General features: G+C 60.3%; 15 protein-coding genes. 9 read left to right on the top strand and 6 right to left on the bottom strand.

Features of this window, described 5'->3' with window-relative positions:
* Nucleotides 1–202: 202 nt before the first annotated feature.
* Nucleotides 203–829, bottom strand: coding sequence for a ribonuclease D (locus FHT86_RS35795; RefSeq protein WP_133704670.1), 627 nt, complete (start codon nt 827–829; stop codon nt 203–205).
* An 87-nt stretch (nt 830–916) separates the two neighbouring features.
* Complete coding sequence (locus FHT86_RS35790; protein ID WP_133704671.1) at nt 917–1,732, bottom strand: MerR family transcriptional regulator; 816 nt, start codon at nt 1,730–1,732, stop codon at nt 917–919.
* Nucleotides 1,733–1,928: 196 nt separating this feature from the next.
* Here FHT86_RS35790 and FHT86_RS35785 point away from each other — a divergent pair, with 196 nt between their 5' ends.
* Nucleotides 1,929–3,209 (top strand): 4-aminobutyrate--2-oxoglutarate transaminase, encoded by a 1,281-nt coding sequence (locus FHT86_RS35785; RefSeq protein ID WP_133704672.1) that lies wholly within the window; start codon nt 1,929–1,931, stop codon nt 3,207–3,209.
* A 75-nt stretch (nt 3,210–3,284) separates the two neighbouring features.
* Complete coding sequence (locus FHT86_RS35780) at nt 3,285–4,766, top strand: NAD-dependent succinate-semialdehyde dehydrogenase (RefSeq protein WP_133704673.1); 1,482 nt, start codon at nt 3,285–3,287, stop codon at nt 4,764–4,766.
* A 74-nt stretch (nt 4,767–4,840) separates the two neighbouring features.
* Here the strand turns inward: FHT86_RS35780 and FHT86_RS35775 are convergent, their stop codons facing one another.
* On the bottom strand, nt 4,841–5,614 hold the full coding sequence (locus FHT86_RS35775) for a metallophosphoesterase family protein (RefSeq protein ID WP_133704674.1): 774 nt from the start codon (nt 5,612–5,614) through the stop codon (nt 4,841–4,843).
* A 248-nt stretch (nt 5,615–5,862) separates the two neighbouring features.
* Between FHT86_RS35775 and copC the strand changes: the two genes are divergently transcribed.
* Both copC and copD read left to right on the top strand, forming a co-directional pair.
* Nucleotides 5,863–6,231, top strand: coding sequence for a copper homeostasis periplasmic binding protein CopC (gene copC / locus FHT86_RS35770; RefSeq protein WP_133704675.1), 369 nt, complete (start codon nt 5,863–5,865; stop codon nt 6,229–6,231).
* The gene (gene copD / locus FHT86_RS35765) at nt 6,228–7,115 is read left to right on the top strand and encodes a copper homeostasis membrane protein CopD (RefSeq protein ID WP_133704676.1); all 888 of its coding nucleotides are present in this window, start codon (nt 6,228–6,230) and stop codon (nt 7,113–7,115) included. Before copC ends, copD begins: the two co-directional genes overlap by 4 nt.
* Nucleotides 7,116–7,118: 3 nt before the next feature.
* Here copD and FHT86_RS35760 read toward each other — a convergent pair whose 3' ends face one another.
* Both FHT86_RS35760 and FHT86_RS35755 read right to left on the bottom strand, forming a co-directional pair.
* Nucleotides 7,119–7,889, bottom strand: a complete 771-nt coding sequence (locus FHT86_RS35760) for a TIM barrel protein (protein WP_133704677.1) — start codon at nt 7,887–7,889, stop codon at nt 7,119–7,121.
* Nucleotides 7,890–7,958: 69 nt separating this feature from the next.
* The gene (locus FHT86_RS35755) at nt 7,959–8,903 is read right to left on the bottom strand and encodes a helix-turn-helix domain-containing protein (RefSeq protein ID WP_133704678.1); all 945 of its coding nucleotides are present in this window, start codon (nt 8,901–8,903) and stop codon (nt 7,959–7,961) included.
* An 86-nt stretch (nt 8,904–8,989) separates the two neighbouring features.
* Between FHT86_RS35755 and FHT86_RS35750 the strand changes: the two genes are divergently transcribed.
* The 5 genes from FHT86_RS35750 to FHT86_RS35730 all read left to right on the top strand — a co-directional run bounded on the left by FHT86_RS35750 (nt 8,990) and on the right by FHT86_RS35730 (nt 15,230).
* Nucleotides 8,990–10,264, top strand: a complete 1,275-nt coding sequence (locus FHT86_RS35750; RefSeq protein WP_133704679.1) for an ABC transporter substrate-binding protein — start codon at nt 8,990–8,992, stop codon at nt 10,262–10,264.
* A 113-nt stretch (nt 10,265–10,377) separates the two neighbouring features.
* Nucleotides 10,378–11,235 carry a carbohydrate ABC transporter permease gene (locus FHT86_RS35745; RefSeq protein ID WP_133704680.1) on the top strand — a complete coding sequence of 286 codons (858 nt, stop codon included), beginning with the start codon at nt 10,378–10,380 and terminating at the stop codon, nt 11,233–11,235.
* A complete protein-coding gene (locus FHT86_RS35740; RefSeq protein ID WP_133704681.1) occupies nt 11,232–12,068 on the top strand; it encodes a carbohydrate ABC transporter permease in 837 nt (278 codons plus the stop codon). Before FHT86_RS35745 ends, FHT86_RS35740 begins: the two co-directional genes overlap by 4 nt.
* A 15-nt stretch (nt 12,069–12,083) precedes the next feature.
* Nucleotides 12,084–13,172 (top strand): ABC transporter ATP-binding protein, encoded by a 1,089-nt coding sequence (locus FHT86_RS35735; RefSeq protein WP_133704682.1) that lies wholly within the window; start codon nt 12,084–12,086, stop codon nt 13,170–13,172.
* Nucleotides 13,173–13,226: 54 nt separating this feature from the next.
* Nucleotides 13,227–15,230, top strand: a complete 2,004-nt coding sequence (locus tag FHT86_RS35730) for an aldo/keto reductase (protein WP_133704683.1) — start codon at nt 13,227–13,229, stop codon at nt 15,228–15,230.
* Between the two features lie 152 nt (nt 15,231–15,382).
* Here FHT86_RS35730 and FHT86_RS35725 read toward each other — a convergent pair whose 3' ends face one another.
* The gene (locus FHT86_RS35725; RefSeq protein ID WP_133704684.1) at nt 15,383–15,916 is read right to left on the bottom strand and encodes a methylated-DNA--[protein]-cysteine S-methyltransferase; all 534 of its coding nucleotides are present in this window, start codon (nt 15,914–15,916) and stop codon (nt 15,383–15,385) included.
* Nucleotides 15,917–16,326: the final 410 nt, after the last annotated feature.

Raw genomic sequence — 16,326 nt, 5'->3', positions numbered from 1 at the left:
AGGTTCAATCAAGGTCCGCTCATGCGGCCGATAACAATTCGAAGGCCGGGGACCGGCTGGATGACGCGGGGAAGGCGTCGGTCGAATACATGAAATCAGGGATAGAATAGCAGGATGTCTCTTAACAGATTACTAACTATAAAAGCGGATGCCGTATCGGCGGCACCGACTTTCCCGTTCAATTCGCTTTTAGCTCTGCCGATCAGCTATGCGCGAAAATATCGGTCTCTTCCCAGCCGAGGAGGTCCAACTTCGCCCGGGTCGGCAGGAAAGTGAAGCAGGCATTGGCATGGTCGATGCGGCCATCGCGCACAAGGCGCTCCCTCAGCTTGTCGCGAAGCGCATGCAGGTAAAGCACGTCGGAGGCGGCATATTCGATCTGCGCAGGTGAAAGCGTCTCAGCCGCCCAATCGGATGACTGCTGCGCCTTGGAAATATCGACCTCGAGCATCTCCTTGAGATTGTCCTTGAGGCCATGCCGGTCCGTGTAGGTGCGGCAGAGGCGTGAGGCGATCTTAGTGCAGAAAACCGGCGTGGTGGTCACGCCGAAAGTGTGGAACAGCACGGCAATATCGAAGCGACCGTAGTGAAAGATCTTCTCCCGTGCGGGATCGGCAAGCATGGCGACGAGATTCGGCGCCTCTTTCTGGCCAGCGGCGATGCGGATCACATCAGCGGTTCCGTCGCCCGGCGAAAGCTGCACGACGCAGAGCCGGTCGCGGCGCGGGATGAGGCCGAGCGTTTCGGTATCGATCGCTATGGCGCCGGCGTAGCGGGCAGCATCGGCGGCGGAAATATCGCCTTCGTGATAACGGATGGTCGCAGCCATGAAACTCTCCTGGCTCTTTATCGCCTGAATTCGTTTTTTCGTCCTGTTCTATAGAACAGACAAGGAGATAACGATACTGCGCGGGGCTTAAAATGTCGGCGGCGTATTGATCCAGAGCAATATGGTTTCGCCATCGTGACGATTGCGCCAGGAATGATAGCGGCGGCTTTCAAAATAGAGCGAATCGCCGGGCGAAAGATCGAAGAACTGGTCGCTGTCGAGCACCAGCTCCAGCCGGCCCGACAGCACATGGATGAATTCTTCGCCGTCATGACGGTAGGCGCCCTCGCTGGTCGCCCCAGGCGCCAGCACGAAACGGTGGCAATCCATCATCGTCTTTCCCTCGGCGAGCAACTGCACCGTGACGCCCGGCGTCGTTTCCGGCCAGGCGCGCCACTCGCCCGATCGGATCAGCGCGGGGATATCCTCGCGCTCCTCGCCCGACAGCCGTGAGACGGTCGTGCCGTAGTAATCGGCGAGATCGTGCAGGGTCTTGAAGCTGACGCCCTGCGAGGTCCGCTCCAGTGTCGACAGCGTCGATGACGTCATCCCCATCTCGGCGGCGACCTGTTCCAACGTTTTGCCCGCGGCGTGCCGCAAAGACCTGAGCTTGCGGCCGATGCCCGAGAGAATGGCCGGCTCTCCACCATCCGCCGAGGTTGAGGCATCCTCTGTTTCCAGCGCTTCACGGATCGCCGCGGGATTGAGCCCGCGCTCGGCGCGAAACCAGGAAATCCGCTTCAATCGCGCAACGTCGTCGGCGTTATATTGCCGATGTCCAGTCTCGGAGCGGCTGGGAACGACAAGACCCTGGCTTTCCCAAAGCCGGAGCGTCGACGCCGACACGCCCGCCAGGCGCGCCGCCTCCGCCACCTTGTAGCGTACAGGCTCGTTGCTGTTCATTGCCAATAGTCCCTGATCTCAGTCTTTTGGATTGCTTAGCATGGATCGGCCCGTTTGCGTGGCCGTCGACCGCTTTCTTGTCACCCTCACAAGATCTCACTTGATATCTTGCAGGAAAAATGTAGGAATTTTCTATAAGCTTTGCAGAAGTTCTGCAAGTTAATTCCAACTCTCTTCCTCCCTTTGGAGTGCAACAATGACCGCAACGACCCTCACAGACCGGAAAAACGCTGCCATTTCCCGCGGCGTCGGCATGACTACGCAGATTTACGCCGACCGGGCGGAAAATGCAGAGATCTGGGACAAAGAGGGACGCCGCTATATCGATTTTGCCTCCGGCATCGCAGTCGTCAACACCGGTCACCGTCATCCGCGCGTCATCGCTGCCGTCAAGGAGCAGTTGGACCGCTTCACCCATACCTGCCATCAGGTCGTGCCCTATGAAAGCTACGTGCATCTTGCCGAACGCCTCAACGCGCTGACACCGGGCGATTTCGCCAAGAAGACGATTTTCGTCACCACGGGCGCTGAAGCCGTCGAAAATGCCGTGAAGATCGCGCGTGCCGCCACCGGCCGCTCGGCCATCATCGCCTTCGGCGGCGGTTTCCATGGTCGCACTTTCATGGGCATGGCGCTGACCGGCAAGGTTGTGCCTTACAAAGTCGGCTTCGGTTCGATGCCGGGCGATGTCTTCCATGCACCCTTTCCGGTGCCGCTGCATGGCGTCACCGTCGAGCAGTCGTTGGCGGCGTTGAAGAAGCTATTCGCCGCCGATGTCGATCCGCAACGTGTGGCCGCCATCATCATCGAGCCGGTTCAGGGCGAAGGCGGCTTTTATCCGGCGCCCGCCTCTTTCATGAAGGCATTGCGCGAACTTTGCGACCAGCACGGCATTCTGTTGATCGCCGATGAAGTGCAGACGGGCTTTGCCCGTACCGGCAAGATGTTCGCCATGGATCATCATGAGGTCGCCGCCGATCTCGTTACCATGGCGAAAAGCCTTGCCGGCGGCTTTCCGCTAGCCGCCGTCACCGGCCGGGCCGAGATCATGGATGCGCCAGGACCGGGTGGTCTCGGCGGCACCTATGGCGGCAATCCGCTGGGCATCGCCGCGGCCCATGCGGTGCTCGATGTCATCGTCGATGAAGACCTCTGCAACCGTGCTAACCAGCTCGGTTCCCGGCTGAAACAACGGCTGGAATCGCTGCGTGACAAGGTGCCGGAGATCGCCGATATCCGCGGTCCCGGCTTCATGAATGCCGTGGAATTCAACGATGTGACAACGAAGCTGCCGAGCGCCGATTTCGCCAACAAGGTGCGGCTGACCGCGCTCGACAAAGGCCTGATCCTGCTCACCTGCGGCGTCTACGGCAATGTCATCCGCTTCCTGTCGCCGATCACCATTCAGGATGGCGTGTTCAGCGAGGCACTCGACATCCTGGAAGCTTCGATGCTGGAAGCGAGCGCCGGCAAATAACGGCGTTCACCTTCTGATTCTTCATTAACTGCCGCCTTTCCGGCAGGCGAAAAACTCTTCTCCGGAGTGCATACCATGTCCTTCACGACCGCAATGACCAAGCATGTCCCCTTCTCTTCGCGCTTCCTGCGCGCCGCTGGCTATATCAACGGCGTCTGGACGGCGGGTGGGGCGACGAAGATATTCGATGTCATCAATCCCGCTACCGGCGAAGTGCTCGCCTCGCTGCCCGATATGGGAGCCGCCGAGACGACAGCCGCGATCGATGCTGCCTACATCGCACAAGTCGCCTGGGCCGCCCGCCCGGCCAAGGAACGCGCTGCGATCCTGCGCAAATGGTTCGATCTGATGGTCGCCAATGCCGATGAGCTGGCGGCGATCCTGACGGCCGAGATGGGCAAGCCGCTGCCGGAAGCGAGAGGCGAGATCCTCTATGCCGCATCCTATGTCGAATGGTATGCGGAGGAGGCCAAGCGCATCTATGGCGAGACCATTCCCGCGCCGTCCAATGACAAGCGCATGGTCGTCATCAAGCAGCCGGTCGGCGTCGTCGGTACGATCACACCCTGGAATTTCCCGGCGGCGATGATCGCCCGGAAAATTGCACCGGCTCTTGCCGTCGGGTGCACGGTTGTCTCGAAGCCTGCCGAGCAGACGCCGCTGACGGCGATCGCGCTCGCAGTCCTCGCTGAGGAGGCGGGCATTCCGGCCGGCGTTCTCAACATCATCGTCGGCCTGGACGGCCCGGCGATCGGCCGCGAACTCTGCGGTAATGCCAAGGTGCGCAAGATCAGCTTTACCGGCTCGACGGAAGTCGGCCGCATCCTGATGCGGCAATGCGCCGACCAGATCAAGAAAGTCAGCCTGGAACTCGGCGGCAACGCACCTTTCATCGTTTTCGACGACGCCGATCTCGACGCCGCCGTCGAGGGAGCACTGGCCTCGAAATACCGCAATGCCGGCCAGACCTGCGTCTGCGCCAACCGGATATATGTACAGTCTAGCGTCTACGACGCCTTTGCTGCCAAGCTCGCCGCCAAAGTGGCGGAGCTTTCGGTCGGCGACGGTTTCAAGGCAGGCGTCACCATCGGCCCCCTGATCGACGAGCAGGGCATCGCCAAGGTCGAGGATCACGTTCGCGACGCCGTGTCGAAGGGCGCGAGGGTGCTTACCGGCGGCAAGCGCATCGAAGGCGCCGGCACCTTCTTCGCACCGACCATCCTGACCGGCATCGACAGGAGCATGAAGGTTGCCCGCGAGGAAACATTCGGCCCGATCGCGCCGCTCTTCCGCTTCGAGACGGTGGACGATGTGATTGCCCAGGCAAACGACACCGAATTCGGTCTTGCCGCCTATTTCTTCGCCGGCGATCTGAAGAAGGTCTGGCGGGTTGCCGAAGCGCTGGAATACGGCATGGTCGGCATCAACACCGGCCTGATGTCTGCGGAGACCGCGCCTTTCGGCGGCATCAAGCAATCCGGCCTCGGCCGCGAAGGCTCGCGTCACGGTGCGGACGACTATCTCGAAATGAAATATCTCTGCATCGGCAACGTGTAAGCCGGCGGCATCCACTAGGTTCAAAAGAGTAAGGCGACCCTTGTGCGTTCATACGAACGCACGGCGCTCTAGCCTCAGGTCGAGGTGACGTGGATGCGGCCTTGCCATAAACGCGCCGCCGTCAGCTTTCCGGAACGGAAGGCGCCGGTATCTATATTGAGCCGAAGCCCATGCGCCTCGGCCTGCCTCACCGGAGTATGGCCGTGAATAATCAGCTTCGGTAGCGGCTGCGCGCTGTCGTAAAAGCGCGAGCGGATGAAAACGAGGTCGTCATCCGCCTGCGCCGCGATCGGCCGCTCCGGATCGATACCGGCATGGACGAACAGCACCTCCGGCGTATCCAGCAGGATCGGCAGCCGGCGGAGAAAGTTGAGATGATCGTCGGGTAGCCAGGTTCGGATGAAGGTGTCGAGTTTTTTCTGCCGGGAATATTGCCGTCGCAACGTCTGGATATCCACGCCATAGGAATTCAGCGTCGCCTCGCCGCCGAGCGCCACCCAATCGTCCAGAGATATTTCGCCATCGGCATAGGCGAGCATAGCCAATTCGTGATTGCCGGTGAGGCAGATCCGCTCAAAACCATTCGGCGGCGGTGCCATCAGCCGGCTGACGACTTGCGCCGAGGCTGGACCGCGATCGATGAAATCGCCCAGCATGATAATCAGCTTGCGGCCGGGCAGCTCGGCGGCATCAGCAAAAATCTTGCGTTCGAGCGCGCTCAGGAGCTCGTAGCAACCATGTACGTCGCCGATCACATAGGTCGGCATGTCCAAGGTATCGAGCCGATCGCGACGCCGGCGTTGGCTGAAGCCGCGAGTCACTTTCTCGCGTATCGTATTTTCCGCCATGAAACTCCCTCATCGAAATGTCACCATCCCGAGCGCTCTAACCGTCGTAAGCAGAAATAATCGAAAAGCGACAATTCTTTGCCGAGTTCGGGAATAAACGCTTCCGCCTGACGTCTATGTCGATGGAAGCGACCAGTAGAGGATGCCTTGCGGCAAAGCGTCCCGAACACAGCCATTCCTCATAGTGAAAGTTGACACGGCATGTCCACAATTCTATCGCGCTCGGTAACCCAACAGGAGAAATTTTTATGACCAAAACCATTACCAGGCTCGGCCTCGCTGCCATTGTCGCTCTCGGCCTTGCCGGTCAGGCCTTTGCGCATGCGCACCTGAAGTCGGCGACCCCTGCGGACAACAGCACGGTCAAGAGCTCGCCCAGCGAACTGGATCTCACCTTCACCGAAGGCCTGAACCTCAAATTTTCCGGCATAAAGGTCACCGGCCCGGGCAAGACCGCCGTCAAGCTCGGCGACTCCATGCTGATGCAGAACGACACCGTGCTGATGGTTCCCGTCTCCGAGACCCTTAGCGCCGGCACCTACACTGTCGAATGGCATGCTCTTTCCACCGATGGCCATAAGACCAATGGCAGCTACACGTTCACAGTAAAACCTTGATCGATCCCAACACAGCGCTCGAGGCGTGCCGCTTTTTTCACGATGCATCCCTGATGCTTCTGTGGGGCGCCTCGGCCTTTCTCTGGCTTCTCGTGCCGAAAGCGCTCGCCGACAAGGTGTGGCGCATGTTCGGCACCGCACCCTTCCTCACGGCGCTGATCGCCGGCCTGACAACCCTCATCTCGCTGCCGCTTGAAACCGCGACCATCGGAAACGGATGGAGCGATGCTTTCAATGCCGGCACGATCTACGATGTCCTGTTCGAAACGACGGTCGGGCAAGCCTGGCAGGCGCAAGCCGCCGCGGCCCTTATCCTTGTTCTCGCTTTCCTGCCATCAAGGCACTGGCGCGGCCAGGGCGTGGCGTTGGGCTCCGGTCTCGGTCTTGCCGCCCTCACGCTGACTGGACACGCATCGATGCATGAGGGCTGGCTGAGGCTGGCGCACCGCGCCAATGATATCCTTCACGTCTTGACCGGCGGCGGCTGGCTGGGCGCTTTGGTGCCGCTGATCCCCATTCTCCGGCTTTTGAATACACCCCAATCCCGGGCGGAGGCGCTGCTGGCGCTTCGGCGCTTCTCCACTGCCGGACATAGCGCCGTGGCGCTGGTCATCGCCTCTGGTATCATCAATACCATGCTGGTCCTCCAGCGCCTGCCGACCGACTGGTCGTCCCCCTATCAGGCGCTGCTTGCCATCAAGATCGCACTGGTCGCCGGCATGAGCCTGTTGGCGATCGTCAACCGTTATGTCCTCGTCCCTCGGATCCGACGCGATCGAGTGCGAGCTCTGAACGCCATCCGTCTCGGCAGCATCGCCGAGATCATCCTCGGTATCGTCGTCATCGCGCTGGTCGCCGTCTTCGGCGTGCTCGAGCCGGTCTGACCGTCAAGCCGTAAGCGACTTCACCACCGCGCGAACCGCCTCGGCATCCTCGGTCTTCGGCCTGTATTCGAGACCCACCCTGCCGTTATAGCCGTGGGCAGACAACCAGTTCAGACGATTGAGCAGATCGATTCCGCCAGTGCCGGGATCGTTGCGGCCAGGGTGATCGGCGACGTGGACATGCACGATGCGATCGACCCGCCCACCGACGACATCCTCCGTTCGCTCGCCCATGACGGCCGAGTGGTAGATATCATAGACGATGCCGATTTCCGGCCGGCCGACCTCGTCGACGATATCCAAGCCCTCCACCGTTGAGGACAAATAGTAGCCGACATGGTCGATCCTGGTGTTCAGAGGCTCAAGGCCGACGCGTACACCCGAGCCCTTCAGGACATCGGCGCCGGCACTGAAGGCGGAAACCAACGCCGCTCGCTGCGCGGCGCGCGAAAACTCCGGCAGATCATCACCCGCCTGCGCGATCAAAACCGGAGCGCCAAGGCGCTGCGCTACCGTGACGGATTTCCGGAGCCCTTCCAGCCAAGCCTCTTTATTAGCCGGATTCGTCAGCGCGATCATCGGCTCCGCGACCAGACCCGAAACGGCGATTCCCGTCTCCGCTACCGCGGACGCGACTGCATCCAAATCCTTGTTCGTCCAGCGCCAGAACTCGACCGCACTCAAACCGGCCTGATGCGCCAGCCGGATGCGGTCGGCAAAATCGTCGCCTTCGCGGGCGAACAGCCATTCGATACATGCCGAAAATTGCCGCATGAAAATCTCCCTCAAAGAATATGCTCTGAGGAGTGCGCCATATCGGCAGCAACGGCAAGAGGCCAATGGCTAGAATTGCGGGGCGGATCGGCGCAGAGAAGGCTGCGCGCCTTCGACGCTCATTGCTGTAACCATCCGCATGTCCCGGCGGAAATCCGAAGGCGACATGCCGGCAATATGACGGAAGGATTTGTTGAAGGCACTGATCGAGCCGAAGCCGCTGTCCATCGCCACCTGTAGCACATTGGCGCCGTCACGCATCAGCATCGCCTGGGCGCGCGACAGGCGCAGCAGGTTGACATATTTGCTCAGCGTCATGCCGGTACATTTCTTGAAGAGGTTCATTGCATATTTCGGATGCAGATCGGCCGCCTTGGCAATATCGACCGTATCGATATCGTGCAGGAAATTGCCGGCAACGAAATCGCACATCCGCGCCAGGCTGCGCGACGATTGCGGATGGACCTGCTCGCTCGGCTTATACTCCCGCTTTTCCGGCAGCATGAGATAAGGCTCGAAGGCGATGCGCTCGAGGCGCAGCAGGAGTTCGGCGACGGCATGTTCGGCCTTGGCCGGGTCACCGGAGCGGGCATAGCGATACCAGCGGGCAAAATTCTCGTTGTCGGCTGCGTCTGTCGCCGAGGTGACCAGGGTCTCGCCCCGCATCAGGCGGCCCGAAATATCGAGCGGCAGGCGCATGCGGAAAAAATGCACCAGCGGCAGATGCGCGCCGGCATAGATCGAATCCTCCGACGAATCATCCATCTGATGCGGCTGTCCGCCCCAGAACAGACAGATATCGCCGGCGTGGAGCTGAATTTCATGATCGTTCATACGGTAGTGAACCGTGCCGCGTATAAGGTAGTTCACCTCGACCTGCGCATGCCAATGCGGCTTCACCATCGGGGGCGGATGGGTATGAAACATCTGCAGGGTCGTCGGCAGCCCCTCGATGCTGCTCGCACCCGGCTGATAGACCGCTCGATGACCCACCTTACTTTCCGCCAACTCGATGTTCCTTTTTTAGGAGACAGAAGCGTACCGACAGCTAGTTTAAGCGCGTTCGCTAGAGGACGGCAATTGAAAAGGGAGGATTTTCAATGCGCTTAAAACTTCTTGGCGCGACGGCAGTCGTCGCGTTGTTTGCTACCGGGTCTGCCTTCGCCCAGCAAACCACTATCACCGTATGGAGCTGGAACGTCGCCGCATCGGCGCTGAAATCCACGCTCGAGGGCTTCAACAAGAAATATCCGGATATCAAGGTCGATGTGCAGGATATCGGCAATCCGCAGGTCTTCGACAAGATGCTGGCTGCCTGCGCAGCCGGCGGCGAAGGACTGCCTGACATCATGTCGATCGAAAACCACAAGGCCGCGATCTTCTGGAACCGGTTCCCAGACTGCCTGACCGATCTGACGAAGCTGGGCTACACCGACGACATCAAGAAGCAATTCCCGGATTTCAAGCGCACCGAGCTTGAGGTTGGCGATGCCGCCTACGCCATGCCGTGGGATTCCGGTCCTGTGGCCATGTTCTATCGTCGCGATTTCTACAAGAACGCCGGCATCGATCCAGCATCGATCAAGACATGGGACGATTTCATCGCTGCCGGCAAGAAGATCTCTGCCGCCAATCCGGGCGTGGTCATGTCGCAGGCCGACCTTAACGGCGACAGCGAATGGTTCCGCATGCTCGCCAACGAGCAGGGTTGCGGCTATTTTTCGGCCGATAGCCAGAACATCACCATCAGCCAGCCGGCCTGCATCGCAGCGCTCGACAAGGTCAAGGCAATGAAGGACGCCGGCACCCTGACCGCCGCCAACTGGGCTGAAAAGGTTCAGTCCAACACGGCCGGCAAGGTCGCGACACAGATGTATGGCGGCTGGTATGACGGCACCATCCGCTCCACCTCGCCGGATCTCTCGGGCAAGTGGGGCGTCTACATGATGCCGAGCATGACGCCGGACGGCCAGCATGCTGCCAACCTCGGCGGTTCTTCGTTGGCAATCGCCGAGAACTCGCCGAACAAGGAGGCCGCTTGGAAGTTCGTCAACTACGCTCTCGGCACCAATGAAGGGCAGGTCACCATGCTGAAGTCCTTCGGCCTCGTGCCGTCGCTGCTGTCAGCCGTGAAGGACCCCTTCGTCAACGAGCCGCTGCCCTATTACGACAATCAAAAGATCTGGGTCGATATCCTCGGAACCCTGCCGAAGATTAGTCCCAGCCCAGGCACCCAGTATTTTAGTGATGCCGATGCCGTCTTTAGGGCAGTACAGACGAAGTACCTCGCCGGCGGCTATCCGGACGGAAAGACCGCGCTTGCCGACGCTGCTCAGCAGATCGCTTCCGCAACCGGACTGCCGGTCGCCAAGTGAGTGACACAGCCGGCCGCGCGTTCCAAGCCGCGCCCGGCATCCCCGCCGCCCCAAGGGCGGCGGGGATGTGGTCTCACGCGCCAAATCATTGGGCATAAAAGGAGAAGGCTTTCATGCGGTTGCGAAACCGGAGCGCCTACGCGTTCCTTGCACCCTATTTCCTCGTGTTCGCCACCTTCTGGATCTGGCCGATCATCAATTCATTCCTGATCTCGTTTCAGAACACGCGCGTCAATCCGTGGGTATTCAGCTCGATCAATTGGGCGCGCCTGTTCGGCGACCCGGCCTTCTACAATGCGCTCGCAAACACGCTGATCATCCTGGTGATCCAGGTTCCGGTCATGATCTCGCTCGCGACCGTCATGGCGGTACTGTTGAACTCTCCGCTTCTGAAGGCGCGGAGCCTCTTCCGCTTTGCCTTCTTCGCTCCCGTCGTGGTCGGCGAAGTGGCCTATGCTGCCGTCTTCCGGCTGATGTTCAACGTGGATTTCGGCATCATCAACAAGCTGCTGGGCGGCGTCGGCATCGCACCGGTTTCCTGGTTTTCCGAAGCACATGCCGCCATGCTGCTGATCATCATCGCCGTGACCTGGCGCTGGTCTGGCTACAACGCCATCATCATCCTGTCCGGGCTGCAATCGATCCCGGAGGATGTCTATGAGGCCGCCACGCTCGACCGTGTAAGCCGCGTCAAGCAATTCTTCTACATTACCCTGCCGCTACTGAAACCGATCATCCTCTTTTGCGTGGTGCTGTCGGTCATCGGTACGATGCAGCTCTTCACCGAGCCCTTCCTGATCACCAATCGCGGCGGTCCGGGCGGTGCCACGGAGACGCTCGGCCTCTTGCTCTATCGCCAGGGTTTCCAATCGCTGAACTTCGGCTATGCCTCGGCCATTGCTTACACCATGGCGGCGCTCGCCGTAGCCATCTCTCTTCTCAATCTCTGGGTGGGGCGCGAACCGAAATGAAATCCAAGTCCAAATCCAATCTGATGCGATCAGTCGCGCTACACGCCCTGCTGACGCCACTTGCCATTATCTGGCTGTTTCCGCTCTGGATGATGTTCATCTTCTCGACGATGCCGGACTACGGCATTTTCAGCCCGGATATCATCATGACACCGTCGACGAGCTTCTTGGACAATGTCCGGAATCTGCAAGCCGACACCAACTTCTTCGGTGCCATGACCATCTCCATCGTCGTCGCGGTCATCTATACTTTCCTGTCGGTTCTTTTGACCTCGATGGCCGGATGGGCGCTAGCGCGCTATCGCTTCCTCGGTCAGTCCGTCGTCATCGGCATCATCCTCGGAACGATCACGCTGCCCTATTCCGTCGTCGTTATTCCGCAATTCATCATGGTGGCGCGCAACTTCCATCTGGCGAACACCTGGACCGCGCTGATCGTGCCGCCGCTGTTCAATTCGCTCGGCGTGCTCTTCATGCGCCAGGCCTTTTCGATGATGCCGGGCGAGCTTTTCGACGCCGCCCGCGTCGAGGGCGTCAAGGAGTGGCAGATCTTCCTGCGTATCGCCCTGCCGCTGGCAAGGCCGACCATGGCCGCGCTCGCCATCATCCTGTTCCTGGCCTCCTGGAACAACTACCTCTGGCCGCTGCTGGTCAACTCCCGGCCGGGCATGATGACGGCGCCGGTCGCCTTGGGAACGCTGATCGGCCTCACCAAGGTCTCCTGGGGCGGCATCATGGCCGGTGCGGTCATGCTGACGGCGCCGATCCTGATCGTCTTCGTTCTCCTGCAACGCCACTTCATCGCCGGCATTGCCGCCGGCGCAATCAAATAATTCCGGGAGACCCGTATGGCAGAACTGTCCCTCAACAATATCGTCAAACGCTACGGTTCGCTGGAAATCATCCACGGCGCCAATCTCGATGTGAAGGACGGCGAATTCGTCGTCTTCGTCGGACCGTCCGGATGCGGCAAGTCCACGCTGCTGCGCATGATCGCCGGGTTGGAAGACATCACCGGCGGCGAACTCAAGATCGGCGGCCGCACCGTCAACGATGTCGAGCCGGCCGACCGCGGCATCGCCATGGTGTTCCAGTCCTACGCGCTTTACCCACACCTGACCGTCGAGCAGAACCTCAGCTTCGGCCTGCGCATGAACGGCAACCCGAAGACCGATACCGACCGCCGCGTCAAACAGGCGTCGGAGATCCTGCAGATCACCGAGCTGATGCAACGCCGGCCGAAACAGCTTTCCGGCGGCCAGCGCCAGCGCGTCGCCATCGGCCGCGCCATCGTGCGCGAGCCGCAGATCTTCCTGTTCGATGAGCCACTGTCCAATCTCGACGCGGAACTGCGCGTGCAGATGCGCGTCGAGATCTCGCGCCTCCACAAGAAGCTCGGCACCACAATGATCTACGTGACGCACGACCAGACGGAGGCGATGACGCTTGCCGACAAGATCGTCGTGCTGCGCGGCGGCAATATCGAACAGATTGGCGCCCCGCTCGATCTCTACGACGATCCCGCCAATAAGTTCGTTGCCGGCTTCGTTGGTTCGCCGAAAATGAATTTCCTGCCGGCCGAGATCGTCGAAAAACAGACCGGCAGCATCACCGTTGCCCTGCAGAACCTACGCGAGGTTCGCCTGTCGCTGCCGATCAACGCGGCTCAGGTCGAAACCGGCCAGGCGGTGACGCTCGGCATCCGTCCCGAACATTTTCTTGAGGCCGGCCGTGGTGATGTCGACATGACCGTCGACGTCGATGTCGCCGAACATCTCGGCAATACCAGCTACATCTACGCCAACGTCGCCGGCGGCGAGCAAATCGTCATCGAGCGGGAGGAATCCCGCAACACCGGCAATCGCGACACACTGACCGTCGCGCTCTCCGCAGCCAAGACATTCCTCTTCGACGGCGCCGGTAACCGATTGCGATAGCGCCGTCCTCCAATCCTTCCAAGACAGCATGCAGACTTACGAAAGGACCGTTTTATGAGTACAGACGCACCCATCCGCTGGGGAATTATCGGCCCCGGCAAGATCGCCCAGACCTTCGCCGACGGCGTTGCCCATTCGCGCACCGGAAAATTGGTGGCCATCGCAAGCCGCAATCCCGGCAAGCCAGGCCTTGGTGAAAGCTTCCCAGGCGCGCGCATCGTCAATGGCTATGAGGCGCTGCTGACCGATATCGACGTCGACGCCGTCTATATCGCCACGCCCCATACCGGCCATGCCGAATGGGCGATCAAGGCGATCCGCGCCGGCAAGCATGTGCTCGTTGAAAAGCCGATCGCGTTGTCGGCCTATGATGCCGAGGCGATCTATTACGAAGCAAAGAAGGCCGGCGTCTTCGCCGGCGAAGCCTTCATGTACCGTGTCCACCCGCAGACGGCGAAGCTGATCGAGCTGGTGAAAAGCGGCGCAATCGGCGAGATCCGCATTATCCGCTCCTCCTTCGGCTTCAACATGGGCACGGTAAAGCCGGAGCACCGGTTGTTTGCCAATGACACCGCCGGCGGCGGTATCCTGGATGTCGGGGGCTATCCCGTATCGATGGCGCGGTTGATCGCAGGCGCCGCTAACGGCAAGCCGTTCCTGGAACCGGAAAAAGTCTCCGGCGTCGCTCATCTCGGCCAGACCGGCGTCGACGAATGGGCTTCGGCGGTGCTGAAGTTCCCGAACAACATCATCGCCGAAGTTTCCTGCTCGATCATGGCGCAGCAGGACAATACGCTGCGCATCATCGGCTCGGACGGCCGCCTGGAAGTCAAGGATTTCTGGTTCGCTTCGGGCCACAAGGGCGGCGTCGGCAAGATCGAGCTCATCAAGGGCGCGGAAACGCAGGTCATTGAGGTCAAGGAAGACCGCTGGCTCTATTCCTTCGAGGTCGATGCCGCCGGCGACGCCATTCGTGCCGGAAGCAAGGAATTCGCCTATCCGGGCATCGGCTGGGCCGATTCGATCGGAAACTTGCGTGTTCTCGACCAATGGCGCGCCTCCGTCGGCCTCGAATATGAGGTCGAGAAGGCAACACGGCGGACGACGAACATCGCCGGCGCAACGGTCACCAGGGGCAACAGCGTCCCGAAGCGCACAATTCCGGGCATTGCCAAGCCGGCCTCGATCGTCACGCTCGGCTTCGAATTCTTCCCGAATTTCGCCGCCGCGTCGCTGACGCTCGACGCCTTCTATGAAGCCGGCGGCAATGCTTTCGACACGGCCTATGTCTATGGCGGCGGCAAGACGGAAAGCATTTTCGGCGACTGGCACACCAGCCGCAGGGTTCCGCGTGAGGAGATCGTGCTAATCGGCAAGGGTGCGCATTCCCCCCTCTGCTACCCGGACATGATCCGCAAACAGCTCGACCAGTCGCTGAACCGGCTGAAGACCGACTATGTCGATATCTACTTCATGCATCGCGACAACACGGCGGTTCCGGTCGGTGAATTCGTCGATGCCATGGATGCCGAGGTCAAAGCCGGGCGCATCCGCGGTGTCTTCGGCGGCTCCAACTGGACTCGCGCGCGTTTCGACGAGGCGATCGCCTATGCCGAAAAGAATGGCAAGACGGCGCCGGCGGCTCTTTCCAACAACTTCTCGCTGGCAGAAATGCTCGATCCGATCTGGGCCGGATGCGTCGCCGCCTCGGACGACGAGTGGAGAACCTGGCTCGATGCGAAGCAAATACCGAACTTCGCCTGGTCGAGCCAGGGCCGCGGCTTCTTCACCGACCGCGCCGGTCGTGACAAGCGGGGCGAGGAAGAACTGGTCCGTGTCTGGTATTCCGAGCGCAACTTCGGCCGTCGTGACCGGGCGATCGAGCTCGCGCAAAAGCTCGGCCGCAATCCGATCCACATCGCGCTCGCCTATGTGGTCGCGCAGCCCTTCCCGGTCATCCCGCTGATCGGGCCACGCACGATCGCCGAGCTGGAAGACAGTCTTTCGGCGCTCGACATCAAGCTGACGCCGGAGCAAGTGAAGTGGCTTGAAGGCTGATATGAGCCGATGGCTGGCCTGGGAAACCGGGCCAGCCGACCGGTCTCAATGGCTGAGGCCAGAAGCACAAACAGCCCGCTTGATTCGACAAGCGGGCTGTTTTGCCATTGCTGTTAGATCGATCTCCTGCCAGACCGGGTGTAGCCAATCCATCAAGCTGCAAAATTGAACGTTTTGGTCTCGGAGCCTTCAAATCCCAGAAGATAGGTCTTCCGCTGCAGACCGCCGGCAAATCCCCTGAGGTCCCCCGCGGTTCCGATGACCCGGTGGCAGGGCGTGATGATGGAGATCGGATTCTTGCCATTGGCGGCGCCCACCGCCCGTATCGCCCTGGGCGCACCGATCTGGGCGGCAATCTGCGCATAGGAACGCGTTTCACCGAAGGGAATGGTGAGCAGCGCCTGCCATACTTTCTTTTGAAACTCCGTGCCCGAGAAATCGAGCGGCAGATCAAAAATCTGTCGTTCGCCGGCGAAATAATCCCGCAACTGCCGCTCGGTCTCTATGAGAACGGGATGGTTAGCATCCTCTGCGACGATATTCAGCCGAACACGATTTGGCCGGTCAATATCCCACAGAATCGCCGCCAAACCCTCATGGCTAGCCACCAGCTTCAGCCTGCCGACAGGTGAATTCGCGATCTTGTAGACATAATCCTTCTGCGCACGTCGCGCCGTCTTGGCCATGCCGATATCCTCTCATTGGGACCGGACTGAATCGGCAAGACGATAAACTCGCTGCCTCTGTTCGTCTGATCGCGGCGAATCCGCTACGCCGCCGACAATGACGCATATGACCTGAAATGCCGGTCACGGCCCACCCGAAAAGCGTTTCGGTCGTGCGAAAGCACAATATTTTCATGTCGGCGCGAGCGCGATTCGCTTGATGCCCGCGTCAGAGGGCCAGTTTCTTTCGGTTGAGATTAGACACCGTTCAAGATCGACCTTCTACATCAGGAGGTCACAGGTCCACGGCATGGCTTGGTTGGCTATGTTTGTGTTTGGTGATTGGGGCGTTGGAACGCAGCGCGGCCGGCTGGCTGCGGGCATTTGGTGATCTATTGATGTTTAGAAGAGCTTGGTTTCGGGGGGAGGAT

It is taken from the genome of Rhizobium sp. BK313 (assembly GCF_014193655.1).
Lineage (GTDB): Bacteria > Pseudomonadota > Alphaproteobacteria > Rhizobiales > Rhizobiaceae > Rhizobium.
This window is presented reverse-complemented; position numbering and strand designations above follow the sequence as displayed.